This is a genomic window from Flavobacterium araucananum (genome assembly GCF_002222055.1).
Classification (GTDB): Bacteria; Bacteroidota; Bacteroidia; order Flavobacteriales; family Flavobacteriaceae; genus Flavobacterium; species Flavobacterium araucananum.
Map to the genome: position 1 here is coordinate 284389 of NZ_MUGS01000005.1, position 22230 is coordinate 306618.

Here is a 22230-nt window from a genome sequence, read left to right on the forward strand (position 1 = left end):
ACGTAACAGATTTAGAAAACCCTAATCGAAAAACCGGGCAATTATACTATAAAACTCATCCGGAACAAATGGTTTTGTGATCACATCATTCATGCCATAAGACAAGAGCATGTCTCTGTTTTCGTCAAGCGAAATAGCCGTTAAAGCAATAATTGGAGTTGTTTTGTCAAATTCCCTAATTAGCTTTGTAGCCGTTGTTCCGTTAATTCCGGGCAAATGAACATCCATTAAAATCATATCAAAGCGTTTAACTTTCAAAAGTTCAACAGCATCTTCGCCGTTGTCGATAATTTCACACGTAATTGCTTTGTTTTCGAGCATTTTTCGCGTAATCATCTGATTGATTTTGTTGTCTTCTATCAGTAAAATCGATTTATGTTTTAATTGAGTATCACTGTATGGTTTTTTTTCTTCTACCACTTCTAGAGGTTCTGTGTTGATTTTAAAATCTAATTTAAAGGTAAAAGTAGAGCCTTTGCCAACTTCGCTTTTTAGTTTAATTTCTCCACCCAAAAGCTCGATTAATTTTTTGACAATGGTAAGTCCTAATCCCGTTCCGCCATATTTACGATTAACCTCAATAGATCCTTGCGAGAAACTTTCAAAAACAGTCTGTAATTTATCTTCAGGGATACCAATTCCCGTATCTACAATTTCAAAATATACTGTAGCGCTATCTTCGGTTATGGCATATAATTTTGCAATAACATTTACATGTCCGTTTTGTGTAAATTTTAAAGCATTGTTGATTAAATTCAGAATAATTTGAGATATTTTAGTAGGATCTCCAATTAGATTATCAGGAATAGTTTCGTCTATTTCGAGGTTAAAATAGTTTTTATTGGCAGTTGCAAGTTCCTTTAAGGAGCTTTGAATGTTAAAAAGCAGTTCTTTTAAATTGAAGCTAATATTCTCAATTTCAACTTTTGTCGAGTCAATTTTGTTGATTTCGAGAATTTCGTTGATAAAAGTAGTGAGATAATTTCCGGAGAATTTTAAAGACTCCAGATATTTTAACTGCGTTTTTTTAGGACTATCTTCAAGTAATAAATGTGTAATGCCATTGATCGCATTTAGGGGAGTTCGAAGTTCGTGGCTCACAGTTGATAAAAATTCTGAACGGGCTTTTGATGCTTTTTCGGCTTTATTCTTAGCCAGAATAAGTTCTTTGTTTTTTTCTCTTAAAAGTAAATTATTCTGATTTCTAATGATATTGTTTTTATACAATGCTAAACTTAAAAGAGACAAAATCGAAATAAGGGCAATCGCCAAAATGCTTACTAATTTTGAATAACGATATGTTTTTAGCTGAATTTTCTCTTCGCTTTCGCGTTTTATTGTATTGTTTAAGGACTGATTTTTTTTGAATTTTTCGAACTCATTAAGGTCGAGTTTCGCGTTTTTTAATTTTAAAATATAATTCTCGATCTGATAGTGTTCGTCTAAATAAGAGTAGGCGAGATCAAAATTTTTATTTTGTTTGTAGTATTTGCTTATTGCTAAAATGATTTTTGATTTTTGCTGTAAATCATTTGTTCGCTCATTATAATCTAAAGCATTATCAAAATAAATTATAGCAGAATCATTTCTTTTAAGTTGAGTTTCGATCAAACCAAGTTGATAATACGAATTGGTTTTTGTTTTTAAGATAGAAGAATTATCAGGTTGCCGGGTTATTTCATAAAAAGCCTTGGCAGCCAATGGTAAGTTTTTATTTGTTTTTAAAGCTACGGCCTTCTGGTAGTTAAGAACCTGAGCCTTATCAACCATCTTTAATTGTTTTAAAAGAGCATTGGCTTTTTTATAATAAAGATCGGCAGTTTCATAATCGCCTTTTGCAGTATTGGTTACCCCGATATAATGCAAGGCCAAAATTTTGGTACAGGTGGGTTTTAAATCCGTAAATAAAGAAACACTTTTATGAAAGTTTTTTAGTGCCTCTTCGTATTTTTTTTGATTGTAATAAATTTTTCCAAGCTTAAAGGTTTGATTGGCTAAACCCTCGGCATTATGACTTACTTCGCAAAAATCGATTGACTTTTTAGTATGAAAAACCGCTTGGTCGTAATTTTTATTGTTAAGATTGTTTTTTACTAACTTATTGTAATAGATAACACTATCTGTATTCTTTTTGGTTTGAGAATACAAAAACGAATGAAGGATACAAAAAAGAATAAAAAAGTAGTATTTCATGTATGGCTATGCTTTTACAATGAATCTTATGTTTTTCGTATAAGCAAAATCAAATCGATTAATCTTGATGAATATCCAATTTCGTTGTCATACCAACCCACAACTTTTACCATTTTGTCTATAACGGAAGTTAATTGTGCGTCAAACAAACACGAATGTGTGTTACCAATTACATCAACAGAAACGATAGGATCTTCTGTGTAATCTAATATTCCTTTTAAATTTGTTTTTGAGGCTTCTTGAAATGCTTTATTTATTTCTTCTATTGTTACAGCACGTTTTACATTAAACGTGATATCTGTCAATGAACCATCGGGAACGGGAACACGAATTCCACAACCTCCGATTTTTTCATGCAATTTAGGAAAAATTTTCGTTAATGCCTTAGCTGCACCTGTAGTTGTTGGAACAATTGACTGACTGGCGCCTCTTGCGCGGCGTAAATCCTTATGTGGCTGGTCGTGAAGACTTTGATCCGTCGTGTAAGAATGTATCGTTGTAATATAAGCTTGCTCAATTCCGCATAATTCATCGATGATTTTGATCATCGGAGCAGCATTATTCGTGGTACAACTTGCATTTGAAACAATGTTTTCATTTCCGTCCAGGATATCCTCGTTGACCCCTAAAACGACTGTTTTTATCGTATCAACTTCAGATGGAGCAGAAAGAATTACTTTTTTTGCTCCCGCTTCAAGATGTGCATTTAGCTCTTCGTGTGTTTTGTATTTTCCTGTAGATTCTATTACAAAATCGATATTATGGCTTTTCCAGTCTAAATTTGAAATCTTTTTTTCATGAAAAAACAAGTAATGTTTTTCATTTACAATAATCCCTTCTTCGTCATGACTAACTTTAAAAGGTAATACACCATGAATACTGTCGTATTTTATCAAATGCGCCATGGTTTTATTGTCTGCAATGTCGTTTATCGCAACGACTTCAATTTCAGGATGGTTTAAAAGTAATCGGAATAAATTTCTGCCAATTCTTCCAAAACCATTAATAGCAATTCTTGTTTTCAATCCTTTGATGATTTGTTTAGTCGTTCAGTTGTTTAATTGCTTTATCGTGTATTAACGATTAAACAATTAAACAGTAAAACGAATAACATTTTTTATAAAATATGTTTTTGTGCTTTGTATGAAGAACGAACCAGTGGTCCGCTTTCGACATGACGGAAACCTAACTCAAGACCAAATTTTTCGTATTTGGCAAATTGATCAGGCGTTATAAATTCTTTTACTGGCAAATGTTTTTTACTGGGCTGTAGGTATTGACCAATAGTAACAACATCAACATTTGCGTGGCGTAAATCAGTCATCGTCTGGAAAACTTCTTCTTCAGTTTCTCCAAGACCTAACATAATTCCAGATTTGGTTCTGTTTATTCCTTTTTCTTTCAGGTAACGTAAAACTTCTAAACTACGATCGTATTTTGCCTGAATACGTACTTCGCGGGTCAAACGGCGAACCGTTTCAACATTGTGAGATACCACTTCAGGATTTGCTTCTACAATTCGGTCCAGGTTTCTTTCGATTCCTTGAAAATCAGGAATTAAAGTTTCCAGAGTTGTATTTGGGTTCATTCGTCGAATTGCCTTTACGGTTTCAATCCAGATAATAGAACCTCCATCTTTCAAATCATCTCTGTCAACACTTGTAATTACAGCATGTTTAATATTCATGATTTTTATAGAACGCGCTACTTTTTCAGGTTCGTCCCAATCGACCGTTTCAGGTCTTCCGGTTTTTACACCGCAAAATCCACAAGAACGTGTACAAACGTTTCCTAAAATCATAAAAGTAGCAGTTCCTTCGCCCCAGCATTCTCCCATATTTGGGCAACTTCCTGAGGTACAAATCGTGTTTAAGCTGTATTTATCGACTAAACCGCGAAGTTCAGTATATTTTTGTCCAATTGGAAGTTTAACCTTTAACCATTTAGGTTTTCCAGTTGGTATATTTTCAATGACTGTTTCCATATATCAATATTCAAAGTACAAAGATAAGGAATGTAGTTTATTTGGAGATTCGTTTAAGATTTAATTTGGCATTGATCTCTTTGCAATTATAAAAACTGTTTTGAAGATAGTTTTAACACTGTGTTAAATTATTGTTTTTTAATCAGAATACAGATTTAAATAGTTTCTTTTTGTTCGTTTTTTTAAAGAAGAAGAATAATTATGACAGTAGTCTGATTTTTACTCGTTTAATATTTATATCTTTATTTGTTATAAAATGAATTCAATAGAAATAAAAATACGTAAACATTGTAATACATTTGTTGTTAAATTGTAATAATAAAAAACATGAAAAAGAAATTTATTGTATTAGGAGTTTTGCTGGCCACTTTTGGTTTTACTAAAATGAATGCACAGATTAATTTTGGAGACAAAGCTATAGGTGCAGTTCAAAAAGGAGTACAGGGTTTTACTTTTAGTAATGCTGATGCAGCTGCATTGTCTAAAGCTGCTGTTGATAAAATGGATGCTGAACATGAAGTTGCAAGCGCAACAGATCCTTACACTTTAAGATTGAACAGGGTGTTTGGAAAACATACTGCCGGAGATGGTTATACTTTAAACTATAAAGTGTATAAACTAAAAGAAGTAAATGCTTTTGCTACTGCTGACGGAAGTGTGCGTGTATATTCCGGACTTATGGATATCATGGACGATAATGAATTATTGGCTGTAATTGGTCATGAAATTGGTCACGTTGCCAATCATGATTCTCAGGATGCTATAAAAGCAGCTTACAAAAAAGAAGCTTTAATGGATGCTGCAGCATCACAGTCGACAAAATTGGCGACAGTAACAGACAGCCAGTTAGGAAAAATAGGAAGTTCTATTATCGATAGTAAATTTAGCCGTAAGCAAGAATCTGAAGCTGATTTGTTTTCGTATGATTTCCTGAAAAAGAATGGTTACAACGTAAATGCCGAAGAATCTGCTTTTAGGATTTTGGCCAAAATGAGCGAAGGAATAGAAGCTTCATTTATCGACCAGATGATGAGTTCGCATCCGGATTCAAAACAAAGAGCGGATGATGCCAAAAAAAGAGCCGAAAAAGATGGTTTGTATAAAGCGTATGTGCAACAAAAAATTGTAAATACAGCTCCTGTAACAACAACTAAAAAAGCGACAACTAAGAAAACAACTAAAAAGAAATAATAATTTCTGATAGAAAAATAAACCCCGACAAGTTTTAGAAAAATTTGTCGGGGTTTTATTTTTAAGACTAACCTAAAACGTGGTAAGCCAATACTTTTTGTACCTCGTAAACATTTACAGATTTGTTAAATTGCTTTACAATACTTGGTTGTAGTTCGCTCGCAACCCAAATTTTTAATTCGGCATCCAGATCAAATGTTCCGGCAGTTTCTACACTAAAACGCGTAATACTTTTGTAAGCAATCGATTTGTACTCTGTTTTACTACCTGTTATCCCTTGTACATCAACAAGAATAAGTCTTTTGTTCGTAAATACAAAAGTATCACGGATTAGTTTAAAACCCATTTCGATTTCTTCGTTATCAGTCAAAAGCTGTCCGTATTTTTTAAGTAAATCTTCCTGGCTTACTGAACCAGCGTTGCCTAGAATAGCTGAAAATATTCCCATTTTTTAGATTTTAATTTTAATAGATTTAGTTTTCCTTTTAAGGAGTGGTAAAAGTAATTAAAATTAAAATAATACTCATTTTCTGCCCTTAAGAGATTAAGGAAAATTAAGCTTAGGTTTTTTGCGATTAATCTCGAATACTTTAATAAATCCCCATAAAAAAAGCAGAACGTTAGTTCTGCTTTTCCTTTTTTATTCTACTTCCGTTTTTATAGTGATTGGAAGGTTATAGGCAGTTCGAACTGCTTTCCCGTTTAATACTCCGGGAATCCATTTTGTTTTTAATGATTTTAAAACCCTTACAGCTTCTTTTCCAATTCCGTAACCCGGATCGTTTTTTACCATGATATCAGTAATAGAACCATCTTTTTCGATCACAAATGAAACGTACACTTTTAAGGTTCTTTCAGCATCCAATTCAGGTCTGTTGAAATTGTTTCCTACATAAGTGTAGAATTTAGCCATTCCGCCTGGAAATTCAGGCAATTTGTCAAGAACGTTAGTGTTTACAATGCCGCTTCCGTTGTCAATAGGTTCAGGGACAACCGTATCTCCACTGCCACTTGTTGGCAATACATTTACTGATGTTCCGGCTCCGGCATTTGCATTGTCAACAACAGGAGTGTTTTCTCTGTTTGTTGCAATAACTGCTTGCGTAGCCTGATCTACAGGGGCTACAACGGGATTTGACAGTTGTGTACTTGTAGATGCAGCTGCAGTTGTACTTTGTTGTGGCGGAGCGATTGGTTTTGGCGTTACAGGTTCAACAGGTATGGGAGTTATGTTTACCGGTGTTAGCGGTTCATAAATCACAGGTTCTGTCTCTACGGGATCTGCGGTCCCAAATTTGTTGATTAACATTGATACACTTCCTAAAGCTGCCAATAATAGCAAACCCATAAATAGAGCGGTAACGGTAGTTTTAGAATTCTCCTGGCGTAATTGATACGCACCGTACTCTTTGTTTTTGTTTTCGAAAACAAGGTTAGTCCAGCTTGCTTCGTAGATACTTGATTTAGACATAGTTTATGGATTTTAAGGTTAAGTAACGTTAAATCATAAGCGGTAAGGTTTTGGGTTTAGCTAACAACAGAGATGTTGTAGTTTTAATGTGTGGATAATTTACTTTTTTAAGAATAAAACAAACAATATCTTATTCTTTAACTAAAGATAATAAATTATCTATTACGTTCGATGATTTCTGCTAATAATTTTTTAGCTCGAAGTAATTTTACTTTTACATTGCTCAAAGGCTCATTAATTTTAACAGCAATTTCCTGATAAGTCATTTCCTGAAAATAACGTAACTGAATTACTTCCTGATAATGAGGTTTAAGTTCTTTGATACATTGTAGCAGGCGGGAAAGATTTTGCTCTTTGATTAAAGCATCTTCTGCAGATGGAGTAGTGTCGGCAATATTGTATGCCTGTTGGTCTTCGGTATCAGTGATTTCGATAAAAAGATTCGTTTTCTTTTTACGCAACAAATCAATGTATACATTTTTTGCGATCGCAATTAACCAGGTGTTAAATTGAAATTCTGAATTGTAAGTAGCGATTTTGTCAAAAGCTTTCGAAAAAGTTTCAATAGTGATATCTTCGGCAGTAGTTTCGTTTTCAGTACGTTTTAACATAAAACCGTACACTTCGTTCCAAAAATAATCTAATAAAAAAGTAAAGGCGATTTGATCGCCCTTTTTTGCTTTTTCTATTTTAGAATTTATTTCCAATATACAGGTTTTGAAAAGATATTAGTTATAAAGATATTAATTTGCGTGAATATAAGCACGATTTCTACGATAGGAAACCAAACTTTCAGGTCATTTTCTCTTAATTTTCCTGCAGAAAATCCCATTACGATCCATGCAACCGTATAGCGGGTTGCTAAAATAGCCAATACAGCAATCCATTGAAATTGAAATGCCAACAGTAGTATTGCCAATAGAAAGAAAAATAACTGCGAAGTAAAGAACAACCCTAATTGTAATTTATCAAAAGATTTATAATATTGAGCCGTAGATACATGTCTTCTTTTTTGTGTAAACCAGGCGCTATAAGTTTCTTTTGGTTTAGAATAAGTAAAACTTTCCGGTGCATAAGATATTGTAGTGTTGGCTTTGTTTGCTGCCTGATTTATAAACAAGTCATCATCGCCTGAACGTACCTGAATGTGTTCGATAAAACCATTTACATTAAAAAATTCCTCTTTTTTATAGGCTAAATTACGTCCAACACCCATATAAGGAAGTCCTGCTTTTGCCCATGAAAAATATTGTACAGCTGTTAGAATGGTTTCAAAACGAATAATTTTATTCAATATAGAACGTTCTATTTTTTCGTAACCACCATATCCTAAAACGATTGTTTTTTCGGTTGTAAAATGCGATGTCATCGCAGTAATCCAATCTTTTGAATTTGGATAACAATCTGCATCTGTAAACAGTAAATATTCTTTTTGCGAAGCTTTGATTCCTAATGTTAAAGCATACTTTTTATTTCCCCAAAAAGCCTCATTGTTTTGTACTTTTACCAGACGAATGTTTGGATATTGTTGTTCAAATTGCTCGAAAACCTCTAAGGTTTCATCGCTTGAAGCATCATCAATTAGTACAATTTCGAAATCAGGATAGTCTTGTTCTGCTAATAACGGAATGAATTTTTTAACGTTTTCTTCCTCATTTTTAGCACACACAATTACTGATACAGGAAGTTTTTTTTGAATGATCTCTTGTGGTTTCCCAAAAGCAAACTTTCCAAAAATTCCTAAGTAATAGAAAACCTGAATAAAAACAATAGCAATAAAGAAGTAAAATAAAGTTATAAGCATCTGATTTTAATGTCTTTTAATTTCTGAATCTTGCGCGTGCAAATGTACTTATGAATTCCTAGATTTCAATGGCTAAAGCCGATTTACTTTCGGCATTTTGACATTTCTTTTGCAACAGCAATAGCCTGAGGGTTTTCTGTTTTTTCTAATTCTGAAATAATGTTTTTGTAATTATGATCATCCCGGTTTTGTGATAGTTTTTTGGTTGCCTGAATTTCATCAATTTCAATTTCAAAACCAAAGATTCCTCTGGCTTCACGCATTGTCTTCGTAGATAAATCTTCAACACGAACCGGATTTACAGAATTGGCTTCATATTTATCGACCAGTTTTTTAAGCTGCTCTATAGAAGTTGCTTCGTCTACAATTTTTATCCTACCGTAAACATGTACGGCTATGTAATTCCAGGTAGGAACATTTTCATGATCGTACCAGGAAGATGAAATATAACTGTGTGGACCGGTAAATACTGCTAAAACCTGATCGTTTTGAGCAAAACCTTCTGCTTGTGGATTTAGTTTTGAAAGATGTCCTTGTAAAATCTCCTTTCCATCTGCATCAATTTCAAGTTCTATGGGAATATGTGTTGCACATAATTTTCCGTGGGTCTGATTGATCAGAATACCAAAACTATTTTCTTTCAAAAAAGTTCTGATCGATTCCGGATCTTCATCTTTGTATAAGTTTGGCGTATACATTTTTTACATTTTAATTTAAAGATTTCCCCAGGCAAATAGCTTCCGGTCGATCTGTATATTTTCCGTAATTCGGAATTATTTTATATCCTTGTTTTTGATAAAACTGAACAGCACTTTCATTTTTTACCCGTGTTTCTAAAACCAAATTAGTATAACCCAGCGCTATTGCTTTGTTCTCTAAAAAGGCTAAGATCGTTTGACCTGTTTTCTTTCCGGGAAATTTCGAATACATTCGTTTTACTTCTCCGGTAGTGTCATTTATGGGTCTAATCGCTCCGCAACCTACAATATCATTGTCGATTTGGGCTGTGACAAATACAAATTTCGAATTGTCATTTTCCCAATCTGTAAACGAATTTTTTCCGTCGCTCCCAAAACGAAGATAAAGATTTTCCGACAATTCTTCGATGATTGCCAGAACTTTTTCATCATTCGGATTTATGGTTTTTATGGAAATAGTTTCTTTCATATAGCTAAGCTATGGATGTTTTAAATGGTGAGAATTAGTATAATTCGTGGAAAAAAACTTTTAAATCACATTTACTTCAGCCTCAATCTGAATTCCGAATTTTTCGAAAACCGTTTTTTGAACATCTTTCGAAACGGCCAGAATTTCCTGTCCGGTTGCGTTTCCGTAATTTACCAAAACCAATGCCTGATTTTTATGAACTCCCGCATCTCCAAAACGTTTTCCTTTAAAACCCGCCTGTTCGATTAACCAGCCTGCCGGAACTTTTACTTCAGTTTCTGAAACTTCATAATATTTCATTTCTGGAAACTTTTGATGGATCTTTTCGAAATCAGATTTTAAAAGAATTGGATTCTTAAAAAAACTTCCGCTGTTTCCTAATTCTTTAGGATCCGGCAACTTACTTTGTCTGATCGCAATTACAGCATTACTGACCTCTTTTAGAGTAGGAGTTGTAATATTATTTTTGGCCAATTCAGCCGTTATATCTCCGTATGAAATGTTTATTTTATGATTACGTTTCGTTAGTTTATAAACCACAGCTGTAATAATATATTGATCTTTGATTTCGTTTTTAAAGATGCTTTCACGGTATCCAAAATTACATTCGGTATTCGTAAAAGTTTTTATTTCCTGAGTTTCAATATTCAGGGCTTCGCAAGAAACAAAGGTGTCTTTAATTTCTGTGCCGTAAGCGCCAATATTCTGAACCGGTGTTGTACCTACATTTCCGGGAATCAGCGACATGTTTTCTAAACCTCCAAAATTGTTTTCGATAGTATAAAGTACAAAGTCATGCCAGGTTTCTCCCGCCTGACTTTCTACCCAGACAAAATCATCGTCTTCCTTAATTACTTTTTTACCTTTTAGATCGATATGAATTACTAAAGCTTCGATATCTTTCGTTAAAAGCATATTGCTCCCTCCGCCTAAAATAAATTTTTTCTCGTTTTTGTTTTCTTTCAAAATGGTTTTTAATTCATCGATAGAACGAACGGCAACAAATTGTTTCGCTTTGGCTTCGATGCCAAAAGTATTGTAATTTTTTAAAGAAAAATTGGATTGGATTTCCATAAATAAAAGGCTTTTTGAGTTCCGAATCATCGGAAGAATTCTGTGCTCAAAAGTAACGATTATAATTTATTTGAGTAGAATTTTGATAAATAACAATCAATAAAATCTCAAGAAATATCTTTGAAATGTGATAAATAGTGTTTTGCTATACTATTACTTTAAAGCTCCAATAAATTGTTGCATTTCTTTCATTGTGCCAATTGTAATTCGGGTCCACTTTCCGTTTTCTTCATAAATTTTTGTTCCCAATATATTATGAAGTTCTAATTGTTTAAAGTAATCTTTTTTATAATTGTCAAGCGAAAAATAAATAAAATTTGAATAAGACGGAATAGGGGTTAGGTGGAGTTGGGTAAGTTGCTCGATAGTATATTTTTTTACGGCCTCATTTGCAGCAGATACTTCCTGAATAAATTTTTTGTCACCTAATGATGCTATTGCAGCAACGGTAGAAACTACGCTAAGCGATAAACTTGGAGATGATTTTAGACTGCTTAATTCGTCAATTGTCGATGAGGCCGCAATTGCATACCCTATTCGTGCTCCAGCCAAACCATACATTTTTGAAAAAGTTTTGGTTATAATTAAATTTTTATTTTCGTTTACAAGATTACTTAGGGATTGCTCTTTGGTAAAATCGATATAAGCTTCGTCTACAAAAACAATCGCTTTTTTGGTTGCTTCTGTAATAAAAGAAACGAGTTTTTCTCTATCGCATATTGTGCCCGTTGGATTGTTAGGATTGCAGATATAGATCATTTTGGTGTCTGAATCTATTGCGGCTAACATTGCTGTTAGATCAATTTTTTTGTCTTTCGTCAAAGGAACGCTGATTTTTTTTAAACCTAATTTTTCATAAGGATCAGTCCAGTAGTCATAAGTATTGGCAGCCATTATAAAATTGCCTTTTTTTAGAGCAATGTATTGAAGTACCAGATCTAAAATTTCTGTAGAACCTGCTCCCAATAGAATATTATTGTCTGCAACATTATTTTTTTTAGCAATAGCAGTAATTAATTCAGAATAAAGATTCCAGCCGTAGCGATTGCTGCTATTAACACTTTTGGTCATAGCGATTCTGGCTAAGGGCGAAGGACCATACGGGTTTTCGTTCGATCGTAGTAATATGGGAGATTTTTCTAAATCAGGAAAAATATAATCTTCTGCCGGACGATTTGCAAATGTTTCAAACGGATAAAATCCTACTCCTACAGCGCCTAAACCTATTTGTTTTAACCAATTTCTTCTATTATTCATATCTTTTTTAGAATTAAATTAAACGATTCATTGATATGTCGTTGGAATTCTGAAAAAGTTACGCTTTCAATATAATTAGAATTTTTTACTGCAAAGAGTGCAATGTTTTGATAAAACTGCCTGTAGATTAACTTTGAAGACTTTGCGGTTAATTTTTATGCAGATCCAGCAATTCATGATATTTATTGGCAATGATCTTCATGTTGGTATTATAGTTTGCATTTTCCTCGACAAATTTTCTATTTCGAATAATAGCTTCATTTCGGGATTCAGTATTTTCAAAGGACCAAATCAATTCGTTAGCCAGCATTTGGATATTGTCAATTTCTATTAATTGTCCGTTTTTACGATGTTTGATCCAGCTTTGATTTCCGGGAATATCCGAAACTACTGGGTAACAATTGCAAGCCATTGCTTCAAATAAAGAAGCCGAAACGCCTTCGGTAATGGGCATGCTAATATAGATATTCGATTGTTGTAATAATTTAGGAAGTGCTGTATTGGCAATTCTTCCGGTAAAGATTACTTTGTTTTCTATTTGTAACTCTTTTGCTAAATCTTTCAAAAATTGCAATCTTGTTCCGTCGCCAACAATCGTTAACGAAAAATCAATTCCTTTTTGGTTTAAAATAGCAAAAGCCTTCAAAATCGAATCATGTCTATATTCCGGTTGTAGAGATCGGGTTACAATCGCTTCAATTTTGTCCGAATGATTGGTTGAAGGAGAAAATAACGATAAATCAATTCCTTTTGGGATCACCAGAACTTTATTCATATCGACACCAATCGCCTTCATCGAAATCGTCATAACCGGTCCCCAGGCATGAATCAGGTCGGCTTTTTTGAAGGCGTGTTTCTGAATGATTTTTTTAAAAGGTAATAATACAGAGCCTTCCGGCCATAAATCTGTTCGGCCCTGTTGCGCAATTGCAATGGGATGCATGCCCGAAATCGCAGCCAGAAAGCCATAACTGGTTGTTCGTTCTGCAATAATCATATCGGGTTTCTCTCTTCGAATTGTTTTACGAATTGAAAGAGGAGAGAAGATATATTCTAAAATACGCTTGAATCGGTTAAGTTTTGAATTATTTGGTGTTTGAAGTTCCCAAGTGCAAATCTCAAAATCTCCAAATTCTTTCAGGCCATTCATCCAAGTGATAGCGTCTGCGCGATAGGATTCTCCAAGAAAAAGTATTTTCTTTTTTGTCATTTGGGAGTGTGGTTTTGCCACGAATTTCACCAATTTTCACTAATTAGTTCGTAGTAATTTTTTAACTGTTTTTTTTTGCCACGAATTCACGAATTATTTAAAATTCATTCCTGAATTCAGTGCTACTTTTATTTTTTGCCACAGATTAAAAGATTTAAAATGATTTTTTTAATCTGTGTTAATCTTTGAAATCTGTGGCTAACTTTTATTTTTTCGCCACGAATAAATTTAAATAATTCGTGAATTCGTGGCTAACTTTTTTTTAAAATTCGTCTTCTGTTTGTAAAGCACGATTTATAAATTCGTTTAAAGGTTTTAGAGCGATTAATTTTTGACTCATTTTGGCAACGAAATCTTTTTGAGTTACTTCAGAAATATCATATTTTTGAGTTGCGGTAAAACTTTTTAATTTTAAAAACCCGATCGCAGGATGTTCTTTTTCGTAACCTCTTGGAGGATTTTTAAGCGAATTGTTTTCGTCGATATCTAAATTTCCGAATTCTTTTCTGAAGTTTTTATCTTTTAAAATCGCTTCTAGATCATCATGAAAAAAAGCAATTTCTTTGCGCACTTTTTTTAACTGATCCGGTTCCGGCGAATAAAATCCTCCGGCAATAAAACTGGCACCTTTTTCTATATGTACATAATATCCGGAACGATTTTGACCTTTTGCGCCAGATGATAACCAAACGCCCAAATGCGCTTTGTAAGGCGATTTGTCTTTCGAGAATCGAATGTCTCTATTGATGCGAAACGTACAGTTTTTAACCTCTAATAATTCTAAGGACGGATCCAGCGGTTTCATGGCGTCCAGAAAATCACTTACCAACTGGTGATAATCTTTCTTGAAAATCTCGTATCGTTTTTTGTTGTCCTGAAACCACTCTCTATTATTGTTCTTTTTTAAATCGTCTAAAAATTGCAATGATTCTTTTGTTAGCATATTCTTGGTGTTATTGCAGTTGTTTTTTTAAGTCTTTTTCGCTTATAAATCCTGTGTTTTTCCATTGTACCGCTTTGTTTTCGTATAAAATAACGGTAGGGAGTTGGTCAATTTTTAATTGGGTTGCCAGGGTTTTATTCTTGTCAACATCAATGCGAATGATCGTTACTTTGTCATTCATTTCTTTTTGCATTTTTAAAATGAAAGGTTCCATTTGTTTGCAAGGTCCACACCATGGAGCATAAAAATCAACCAGAACTTTTTTATCAGACTTTAACAAAGTATCAAAATCTGTCATTGTCATTCCTATTTGAGTCGTTGTAGGTTTGCCAAAACCTTCTTCGTTCCATTTCAGGATGCCACCATCTAAATTATAAACGGTCTTAAAACCCAGCTCATTTAGTTTGGCTGCTGCTTTCTGGCTTCTTCCGCCGCTTAAGCAATACACATAAACAGGTTTTGTTTTGTCGTAAGAGGCTGCTTTTGCTACAAAATTGTCACTGTTCCAGTTTACGTTTTGGGCATTTTCAATATGTTCAGATTCAAATTCGTCAGGAGTTCGAACGTCTAAAATTTGTGGATTTTCAGTTGTTTTAATTTTTTCTGCAAATTCTTTTGGAGCGATTGATTCAATAGAACCTTCTTTTTTTTCATTACAGGAAAACAGTGCAATTGAAAGTAGTAAGAATACAATTTTGGAGAATTTCATGAGGCTCAATTTTTAATGCTAAAGTAATGATTTTTCATTTTATATGTTCGGTTTGCTACGAATTGCACCAATTTTTAGAAATTTTGGCTCTTTATACTAGTAGCATTTTTCCGTTGTTTGCAATCACAAAGGGAGCTCTATAAAAAAAAGCCACTTCGCAGTGGCTCTTTTGTTCTAAATTATTCAGCATCGAAATAAGGATTTAGAATTTCGGCTAATTCGTTTAACCAATAAAAGCCTTTTTCGAGGTTTGCTTTCTCGAGGTCGAGAGTTTCGCAATCCCGAATCATGCTTAAGGCGATGACATAATTTACTCTTCGGATGTTTTTTGCCATCGTTTCGGGATCAATCGATTTACTAAAAAAATCTGTTAACCGCAATTGGGTTTCTTTCGATAGGGTGTTTGTACTCATAATCTTTACTTTAAGGAAATATAAAACCCGCATAGCTTAGGTGTCCTACGCTGTAAAGAGAGCGTTGCAGTTGTTTCCAATACCGCCACCATACCACACGGGCAAGAAGTTTTTTTGAGTTCATGATCTTTACTTAATTTTAGGACTGCGAAGATACCAAATAAACCTTTGTAAATAGTAGGATTTATCTATCGTTTTGAAAGGTTTTTGATTATTAACCTGAACTCGATTATATAATGATGTCTTATCACAAGATCCAGCGGAGCTACTTGTTTTCGCATTAGGTATAAAAATATCACCCGCCGCCGCGGGTTCTGAAAAACAAAATGTAATATTGCTATAAATATGTCGTCCCGCTGGGACTTAATATTAAAAAACAATCGAACTCAGGTTTTTATTATTATGAAGCTTCGACTTCGCCTACCCTAACAATATTGTGTTGATTGTTCTTTTTATTGAATGACAAACTTTGGGAGAAAAATGAAATTTTTAAATCCTTTGATGTTCTGTTAGCTTTGGTAAAGTTTTAAAATTTAAGTTGTGATGAAAAAAGGTTACTACGAATTGCACCAATTTTTAGAAATTTTAGCTCTTATACTAGTAGCATTTTTTTTGCCATCGTTTCGGGATCAATCGATTTACTAAAAAAATCTGTCAACCGCAATTGGGTTTCTTTAGATAGGGTGTTTGTACTCATGATTTTGAACATTTAGGAAAATATGAAGCCCGCACAATTTAGGTGTCCTACGCTGTTCAAAGCGTTGCAGTTGTTTCCAATACCGCCACCATACCACACGGGCAAGAAGTTTTTTTGAGTTCATGATCTTTACTTAATTTTAGGATTGCGAAGATACCAAAAAGCTTTGGTAAAGTTTTTAAATTTAAGTTGTGATGAAAAAAGGTTGCCACGAATTTTACCAATTAGCGCAAATTACCAGATGATTGCTTTGTTGTTTAATTTTGATAAAGTTTTCGAATAAGCCGAAGGTTAAATTATTTTAGATAAAGAATTAGTGAAATTAGTGCAATTTGTGGCAAAAAAACAGTACAAAAACGTCTCACAAATTAAATATCTTATAACTCTGATGCGTCGATTTTACAATCGCTTCGGTACGTTCCGGATGTGTGTCCGAAATAAAAAGTTGTCCAAAAGTTTCGCTATTGACCATTTCGATAATTTTGGCAACACGGGTTTCGTCCAGTTTGTCAAAAATATCATCAAAAAGCAGTAACGGTTTTACGCCACTTTGTTTCTTTAAAAATTCAAACTGAGCCAATTTTAAAGCAATCAAAAAAGATTTTTGCTGCCCTTGTGATCCAAATTTTTTTATAGGATATGAATCAATTTCAAAAGATAAATCGTCTTTATGGATTCCAACACTTGTATAATGCAGGGCACGATCTTTATTAATGTTTTCCTGTAAAAGTTTTAAAAGGTCTTTTTCGAACAAATGGCTTTCGTAAACCAGTTGTACCGTTTCTTCAGATCCTGTTATGGCTTGATGATGTACATTGAATATAGGTATAAACTGTTCCAGGAAATTTTTTCTTTTTTCAAAAATCGATTGTCCAAAACTATTTAGTTGCTCATTATATATAGATAAGGTATCGTTGTCGAAAGTATGATTGAGTGCAAAATACTTTAACAAAGCGTTTCGTTGCACGATTACTTTTTGATATTGAATAAGCTGATGCAGGTATGTTGAGTCTAATTGCGAAATCACGCTGTCCATAAATTTACGGCGTGTTTCGCTTCCTTCGACAATTAAATCACGATCAGCCGGAGAAATAATAACTAACGGAATAAAACCAATATGGTCAGAGAATTTGTCGTAAGCCTTACCGTTTCTCTTTAAGATTTTTTTTTGCCCTTTTTTTAAACTGCAAACAATTTGTTCTGTTCTGTTATTTTTTTCCAATTCGGCATCAATTACAAAAAACTCTTCTCCGTGTTTGATATTTTGCACGGCCAACGGATTAAAATAACTTTTTCCGTACGCTAAATGATAGATTGCATCAAGCACATTGGTTTTTCCAATTCCGTTTTTGCCAACAAAACAATTGATCTTGCGGTCAAAATCAAAACTAGCCTCGGAGAAATTTTTATAATTGAATAAAGAAATTTTGTTTAAATACATTTTTTTTGAAACTGTAATGATAAAAATTGACATTTCCAGATTATGGCTTTATCGGGCAGATTGGATTTTTCTGCTCCTGATGAAAAGATTAAAAAGGATTTTGTTCAGCAAATTTAATTTAATAAATGCTTAATTTAGGAGAATCTGTAAAATCTGTGGTTAAAAATTGCTTTTACCACATTGTCAAGTCATACTAAGGAGAAAATAAGAAGGTATGAATTATTGAAAAATCTCCAAATAATTAGGCTTTTAGATAATTTCATGCCCAATTATTTCGCTGTAAAACAGGGAGAAGTGCCTGTTTAGTGAATTATTTTTTTAAAACAGATATAAATTTGCTTTTTTTTGCTTTAGTTTCAATAAAAATTTTATTTTTGCCGTTCACTAAATTAATTTTAAATGGCTACTTACAATAAAAGAGGATATAAAGCACCAAAGGAAAAGGAAGTTAAAGAAGTAAATGAAGAACAACAGGTAATTATTGATGAAAAAGACAGCACAACAGCTGGTGTTTTTTCTAAATTAGATGAAACTGCTTCAAGAACTGAGGATTGGGTTGCTAAAAATCAAAAAATCATTATTGGTTTAGTAGCCGGTATTGCAGTTGCTACTATTGGATATTTGGCTTACCAAAAATTTATCGAAGCACCTAAGCAAGACGAAGCTGCAAACGAAATGTTTGTTGCTCAACAAAATTTTGATAAAGCGACTAGCGGTGTAGCTAGCGATTCGTTATACAAATTAGCATTGAATGGTTCTGAAGGTAAATTTGGATTCGTAAAAATTGCTGATGAATATTCTGGTACTGATGCTGGAAATTTAGCAAACTATTATGCGGGTATGGCCTATTTGAATACCGGTAAATTTGATGATGCTATTAAGTATTTAGGGAACTTTAAATCTAAAGAAGCTATCGTAAATGCTTTGGCTATTGGTGGAATTGGAGATGCTTATTCTCAAAAAAACCAACAAAAAGAGGCTTTAGACTATTATGTAAAAGCAGCTGAATCTAACAAAAACGATTTTACAACACCTCGTTTCTTGTTAAAAGCAGGTAAAACAGCTTTGGCATTAGGTCAAAAAGAAGACGCTCTGAAATATTTTACAGATATCAAAGAAAACTACGATACAACTCCTGAAGCAGCTTCTGTTGATGTATTGATTGGATTGGCACAATAAAAGTATTAGATTTAAGATTTAAGATTGTAGATTTGTATTTCAGAATCTGAAATCTAAAATCTAATATCTAAAATTTAAAATATACAGATGGCTACGGAAAATAAAAATTTATCAGAATACGATAAAAACACGATCCCAAATGCGAAAGACTTTCGATTTGGGATTGTTGTTTCTGAATGGAATGAAACTATAACCGAAGGACTTTACAATGGCGCTCTTGATGCCTTAATTGATAATGAAGTTCCGGCTCAACAAATTATTCGCTGGAATGTTCCGGGAAGTTTTGAGCTAATTTATGGTGCAAAAAAAATGTTGCAAACGCAAAATGTTGATGCAGTTATTGTAATTGGATGTGTAATTCAGGGACAAACCAAGCATTTTGATTTTGTATGCGAAGGTGTAACGCAGGGAATTAAAGATTTGAATGTTCAGACTGATATTCCTGTTATTTTTTGTGTTCTTACAGATAATAATATACAACAGTCTATTGACAGAAGTGGAGGGATTCACGGAAACAAAGGGACCGAAGCAGCAATTGCAGCAATAAAAATGGCTTATATTCGCCAACAAGCTTCAATGTCGCACCCGTTTAACCAACCTTTGTTGTCTTCTGGAGCAATCCAAATAGAAGAAACTCCAATAAAGATTGATAAAGAGTAAAACACATTTGTTTTAAAAATATTAAAACCTGTACTGTGTAAAATAGTACAGGTTTTTTGTTTTTTTTATGATAACACTTATTCTAAAAGCCAAGAGAAATTCATTAAATTTGTACTTCTTGGTTTGAAAATTTAAACCTTAACCTTTTAATTATTTTTTCTTAATGTCGAGTATAATTCAATTACTGCCTGATCACGTTGCTAACCAAATTGCCGCTGGAGAGGTGGTTCAAAGACCTGCTTCAGTCGTAAAAGAGCTGTTAGAGAATGCCGTTGATGCTAAAGCAACTGACATTAAGTTGATTATAAAAGATGCCGGAAAATCATTGGTACAGGTTATCGATAATGGGTTAGGAATGAGTGTGACCGATGCACGTTTGTGCTTTGAGCGTCATGCTACGTCAAAGATTCGTAAAGCCGAAGATTTGTTTTCATTGCATACCAAAGGTTTTCGCGGAGAAGCACTGGCATCTATTGCGGCAATTGCACACATGGAAATGAAAACCAGGCAGGATCAGGAAGAGTTAGGGACGCATATTATAATCGAAGGCAGTAAATTTGTCTCTCAGGAAGTGGCAGTTTTGCCTAAAGGCACTTCGTTTGCTGTCAAAAATTTGTTTTTTAATATTCCCGCCCGTCGTAATTTCTTAAAATCAGATACGGTTGAATTTCGCCATGTTATGGATGAGTTTCAGCGTGTAGCCCTGGCACATCCTAATATTCATTTTACATTTTATCATAACGGAAGCGAGATGTATAATTTGCCCGGGGCAGGATATCGTCAGCGTATTGTTGGGATTATGTCCGGTAAAACCAATGAAAAATTGGTTCCGGTTAACGAGGATACAGAGATTATCAATGTTCAGGGATTTGTTTGCAAACCTGAGTTTGCAAAGAAAAACAGGGGAGAGCAATTCTTTTTTGTAAACGATCGATTTATTAAAAGTGGTTATTTGCATCATGCTGTAATGGCGGCTTATGACGGACTTTTGAAAGATGGTTCTCAGCCAAGTTATTTCTTGTATCTGCAAGTTCCGCCAAACACAATCGATATCAATATTCATCCTACAAAAACAGAAATTAAGTTTGATGATGAGCAAGCTTTGTATGCTATTTTAAGAGCTTCGATCAAACATAGTTTAGGGCAATTTAATGTGTCGCCTGTTCTTGATTTTGATCGTGATGCCAATTTAGATACACCATACCATTATAAAGATTTAGAAGGTGAAACGCCTACGATTCAGGTCGACGGAACTTTTAATCCCTTTACGGATGATAAAACCAATCAGCATTATTCTAAAGCGGGTTCAGGATCCGGTTCCGGTTTTAGTTCCGGGTCAGGATCTGGTTCTTATTCTGGCTATAATAAAAGAGTTGAACCCACAACAAGCTGGGAAAGTTTGTATGTAGGTTTAGAAACCGATACTATCGAAAGTTCGCCTTTTACATTCGAAAATGAAGAAGTTACTTCGTCTTTGTTTAACGATCATGAGATCGAGCAAACAAGTCAGGGAACGTACCAAATTCATAAAAAATATATCGTTTCGCCTATAAAATCCGGAATGGTAATTGTCGATCAGCAACGCGCACATCAACGAATTTTGTACGAACAATTTTTGTTGAATATGACTGTAAATCAGGCTTCAAGTCAGCAATTGTTGTTTCCTTTGGATTTGTTTTATTCTTCAGATGAAATGACGTTGATCGAAGAGTTAAAGCCTTCTTTAGAAACAACAGGTTTTGTTTTTGAAGAAGCAAAATTGGATCATATCGTTATTTCGGGAATTCCGGTAAATATTACCGAGAGCGAAGTTTCGATGGTAATAGAGCAATTGTTAAGCGATTTGCAAGACGGAATCCCGGCGAGTAGTTACAGTCAGAATGATACAATAGCCAAATCGATGGCCAAAAGTCTGGCGGTTAAAACAGGATCGTATTTAACCGAGAAAGAACAAGATAACTTAGTAAACGGTTTGTTTGCTTGTAAAGATCCAAATATTTCACCTTTTCAAAAACCAACCTTCATCACCATGCGTGTTGAAGATATAGATAAAAAGTTTGCCTTATGATGAAAATAACTCCCGTAGTAAAACAATTATTGATAATCAATATTATATTCTTTATTGGTTCTCAGTTAGTACCGGTATCGGAGCAATATTTTGCTTTGTTTTTTCCTGAGAATCCTGCATTTAAAATCTGGCAGCCCCTTACTCACATGTTTATGCATGGCGGTTTTGCCCATATTGCGTTCAACATGTTTGCTTTGTATTCGTTTGGTTCGACACTGGAGCATTTTTGGGGAGGGAAAAAATTCTTGTTTTTCTATATTTCATGTGGTTTAGGCGCCGCTTTAGTCAATTTTGCGGTTAACTATTATTTCTATCAGGATGCAATGAACACATTGATTGCGAATGGTTTTAATAAAACGCAGATTTTGCAATTATTGAATGAGAATAAAATGGACACGAGATGGCAACAATTATTAACAGCCTCTGAGCTTAGACATTTTTATGATGCTTATTTTGGATCTGTTATTGGGGCATCCGGAGCTGTTTATGGTTTACTTGTAGCCTTTACGTTTATGTTTCCAAATGCTGAACTGGGTATTATGTTTATACCAATTCCTATAAAAGCAAAATATTTTGTTCCAATCTACATGTTATTGTTCGATGGTTTCTTTGGTATTTTTGGTAGTTCGTTTATGGGAATTGAATCCGGAATAGCGCATTATGCACATATTGGTGGTGCTTTGTTTGGTTTTTTAATCATGTGGTACTGGAAAAAGAATCAGTTTAATAGTAATCGTTGGAATTAATTTTTAATTTTAATATCGGAAAA

At 33.9% G+C, this 22230-nt stretch carries 21 protein-coding genes; 5 read left to right on the forward strand and 16 right to left on the reverse strand.

Annotated elements, in window-relative coordinates:
- Positions 1-21: 21 nt before the first annotated feature.
- From B0A64_RS05420 to lipA, 3 genes are all read right to left on the reverse strand, one after another.
- Positions 22-2193, reverse strand: coding sequence for a tetratricopeptide repeat-containing hybrid sensor histidine kinase/response regulator (locus tag B0A64_RS05420; protein ID WP_089478498.1), 2172 nt, complete (start codon positions 2191-2193; stop codon positions 22-24).
- A gap of 26 nt (positions 2194-2219) precedes the next feature.
- Positions 2220-3218 (reverse strand): type I glyceraldehyde-3-phosphate dehydrogenase, encoded by a 999-nt coding sequence (gap, locus tag B0A64_RS05425; protein ID WP_089478499.1) that lies wholly within the window; start codon positions 3216-3218, stop codon positions 2220-2222.
- Between the two features lie 92 nt (positions 3219-3310).
- The gene (gene lipA / locus B0A64_RS05430) at positions 3311-4177 is read right to left on the reverse strand and encodes a lipoyl synthase (protein ID WP_089478500.1); all 867 of its coding nucleotides are present in this window, start codon (positions 4175-4177) and stop codon (positions 3311-3313) included.
- 327 nt (positions 4178-4504) lie between these two features.
- On the opposite strand from lipA, the gene B0A64_RS05435 reads away from it, so the two are divergent.
- Positions 4505-5368 carry a M48 family metalloprotease gene (locus B0A64_RS05435; RefSeq protein ID WP_089478501.1) on the forward strand — a complete coding sequence of 288 codons (864 nt, stop codon included), beginning with the start codon at positions 4505-4507 and terminating at the stop codon, positions 5366-5368.
- Between the two features lie 67 nt (positions 5369-5435).
- Here B0A64_RS05435 and B0A64_RS05440 read toward each other — a convergent pair whose 3' ends face one another.
- The 13 genes from B0A64_RS05440 to recF all read right to left on the reverse strand — a co-directional run bounded on the left by B0A64_RS05440 (position 5436) and on the right by recF (position 17554).
- A complete protein-coding gene (locus tag B0A64_RS05440; protein ID WP_089478502.1) occupies positions 5436-5816 on the reverse strand; it encodes a PH domain-containing protein in 381 nt (126 codons plus the stop codon).
- Positions 5817-6008: 192 nt separating this feature from the next.
- Positions 6009-6839: an energy transducer TonB gene (locus B0A64_RS05445; protein WP_089478503.1), complete on the reverse strand. Its 831-nt coding sequence runs from the start codon at positions 6837-6839 to the stop codon at positions 6009-6011.
- Between the two features lie 155 nt (positions 6840-6994).
- On the reverse strand, positions 6995-7546 hold the full coding sequence (locus tag B0A64_RS05450; RefSeq protein ID WP_089478504.1) for an RNA polymerase sigma factor: 552 nt from the start codon (positions 7544-7546) through the stop codon (positions 6995-6997).
- Positions 7537-8643, reverse strand: a complete 1107-nt coding sequence (locus tag B0A64_RS05455) for a glycosyltransferase (protein ID WP_089478505.1) — start codon at positions 8641-8643, stop codon at positions 7537-7539. The genes B0A64_RS05450 and B0A64_RS05455 overlap by 10 nt, the downstream gene beginning before the upstream one ends.
- Before the next feature lie 83 nt (positions 8644-8726).
- Positions 8727-9341: an FMN-binding negative transcriptional regulator gene (locus B0A64_RS05460; protein WP_089478506.1), complete on the reverse strand. Its 615-nt coding sequence runs from the start codon at positions 9339-9341 to the stop codon at positions 8727-8729.
- A gap of 10 nt (positions 9342-9351) precedes the next feature.
- Positions 9352-9810: a GNAT family N-acetyltransferase gene (locus tag B0A64_RS05465; RefSeq protein WP_089478507.1), complete on the reverse strand. Its 459-nt coding sequence runs from the start codon at positions 9808-9810 to the stop codon at positions 9352-9354.
- Positions 9811-9870: 60 nt separating this feature from the next.
- Positions 9871-10884, reverse strand: coding sequence for a UDP-N-acetylmuramate dehydrogenase (murB, locus tag B0A64_RS05470; RefSeq protein WP_089478551.1), 1014 nt, complete (start codon positions 10882-10884; stop codon positions 9871-9873).
- A gap of 153 nt (positions 10885-11037) precedes the next feature.
- Positions 11038-12141 (reverse strand): pyridoxal phosphate-dependent aminotransferase, encoded by a 1104-nt coding sequence (locus B0A64_RS05475; protein ID WP_089478508.1) that lies wholly within the window; start codon positions 12139-12141, stop codon positions 11038-11040.
- 148 nt (positions 12142-12289) lie between these two features.
- The gene (locus tag B0A64_RS05480) at positions 12290-13351 is read right to left on the reverse strand and encodes a glycosyltransferase (protein WP_089478509.1); all 1062 of its coding nucleotides are present in this window, start codon (positions 13349-13351) and stop codon (positions 12290-12292) included.
- 262 nt (positions 13352-13613) lie between these two features.
- Entirely contained in the window at positions 13614-14294 is a 681-nt protein-coding gene (locus B0A64_RS05485) for a DUF2461 domain-containing protein (protein WP_089478510.1), read from the reverse strand.
- A gap of 10 nt (positions 14295-14304) precedes the next feature.
- Complete coding sequence (locus tag B0A64_RS05490) at positions 14305-15003, reverse strand: thioredoxin domain-containing protein (RefSeq protein ID WP_089478511.1); 699 nt, start codon at positions 15001-15003, stop codon at positions 14305-14307.
- A gap of 179 nt (positions 15004-15182) precedes the next feature.
- A complete protein-coding gene (locus B0A64_RS05495; RefSeq protein WP_089477727.1) occupies positions 15183-15416 on the reverse strand; it encodes a hypothetical protein in 234 nt (77 codons plus the stop codon).
- Positions 15417-16474: 1058 nt separating this feature from the next.
- Positions 16475-17554, reverse strand: a complete 1080-nt coding sequence (gene recF, locus B0A64_RS05500) for a DNA replication/repair protein RecF (protein ID WP_089478552.1) — start codon at positions 17552-17554, stop codon at positions 16475-16477.
- A 399-nt stretch (positions 17555-17953) separates the two neighbouring features.
- On the opposite strand from recF, the gene B0A64_RS05505 reads away from it, so the two are divergent.
- The 4 genes from B0A64_RS05505 to B0A64_RS05520 all read left to right on the forward strand — a co-directional run bounded on the left by B0A64_RS05505 (position 17954) and on the right by B0A64_RS05520 (position 22207).
- Complete coding sequence (locus tag B0A64_RS05505; RefSeq protein ID WP_089478512.1) at positions 17954-18733, forward strand: tetratricopeptide repeat protein; 780 nt, start codon at positions 17954-17956, stop codon at positions 18731-18733.
- Positions 18734-18820: 87 nt separating this feature from the next.
- Positions 18821-19393, forward strand: a complete 573-nt coding sequence (ribH, locus tag B0A64_RS05510; RefSeq protein WP_089478513.1) for a 6,7-dimethyl-8-ribityllumazine synthase — start codon at positions 18821-18823, stop codon at positions 19391-19393.
- A gap of 163 nt (positions 19394-19556) precedes the next feature.
- The gene (mutL, locus tag B0A64_RS05515) at positions 19557-21461 is read left to right on the forward strand and encodes a DNA mismatch repair endonuclease MutL (RefSeq protein ID WP_089478514.1); all 1905 of its coding nucleotides are present in this window, start codon (positions 19557-19559) and stop codon (positions 21459-21461) included.
- On the forward strand, positions 21458-22207 hold the full coding sequence (locus B0A64_RS05520) for a rhomboid family intramembrane serine protease (protein ID WP_089478515.1): 750 nt from the start codon (positions 21458-21460) through the stop codon (positions 22205-22207). Before mutL ends, B0A64_RS05520 begins: the two co-directional genes overlap by 4 nt.
- The last annotated feature ends 23 nt before the right edge of the window (positions 22208-22230 follow it).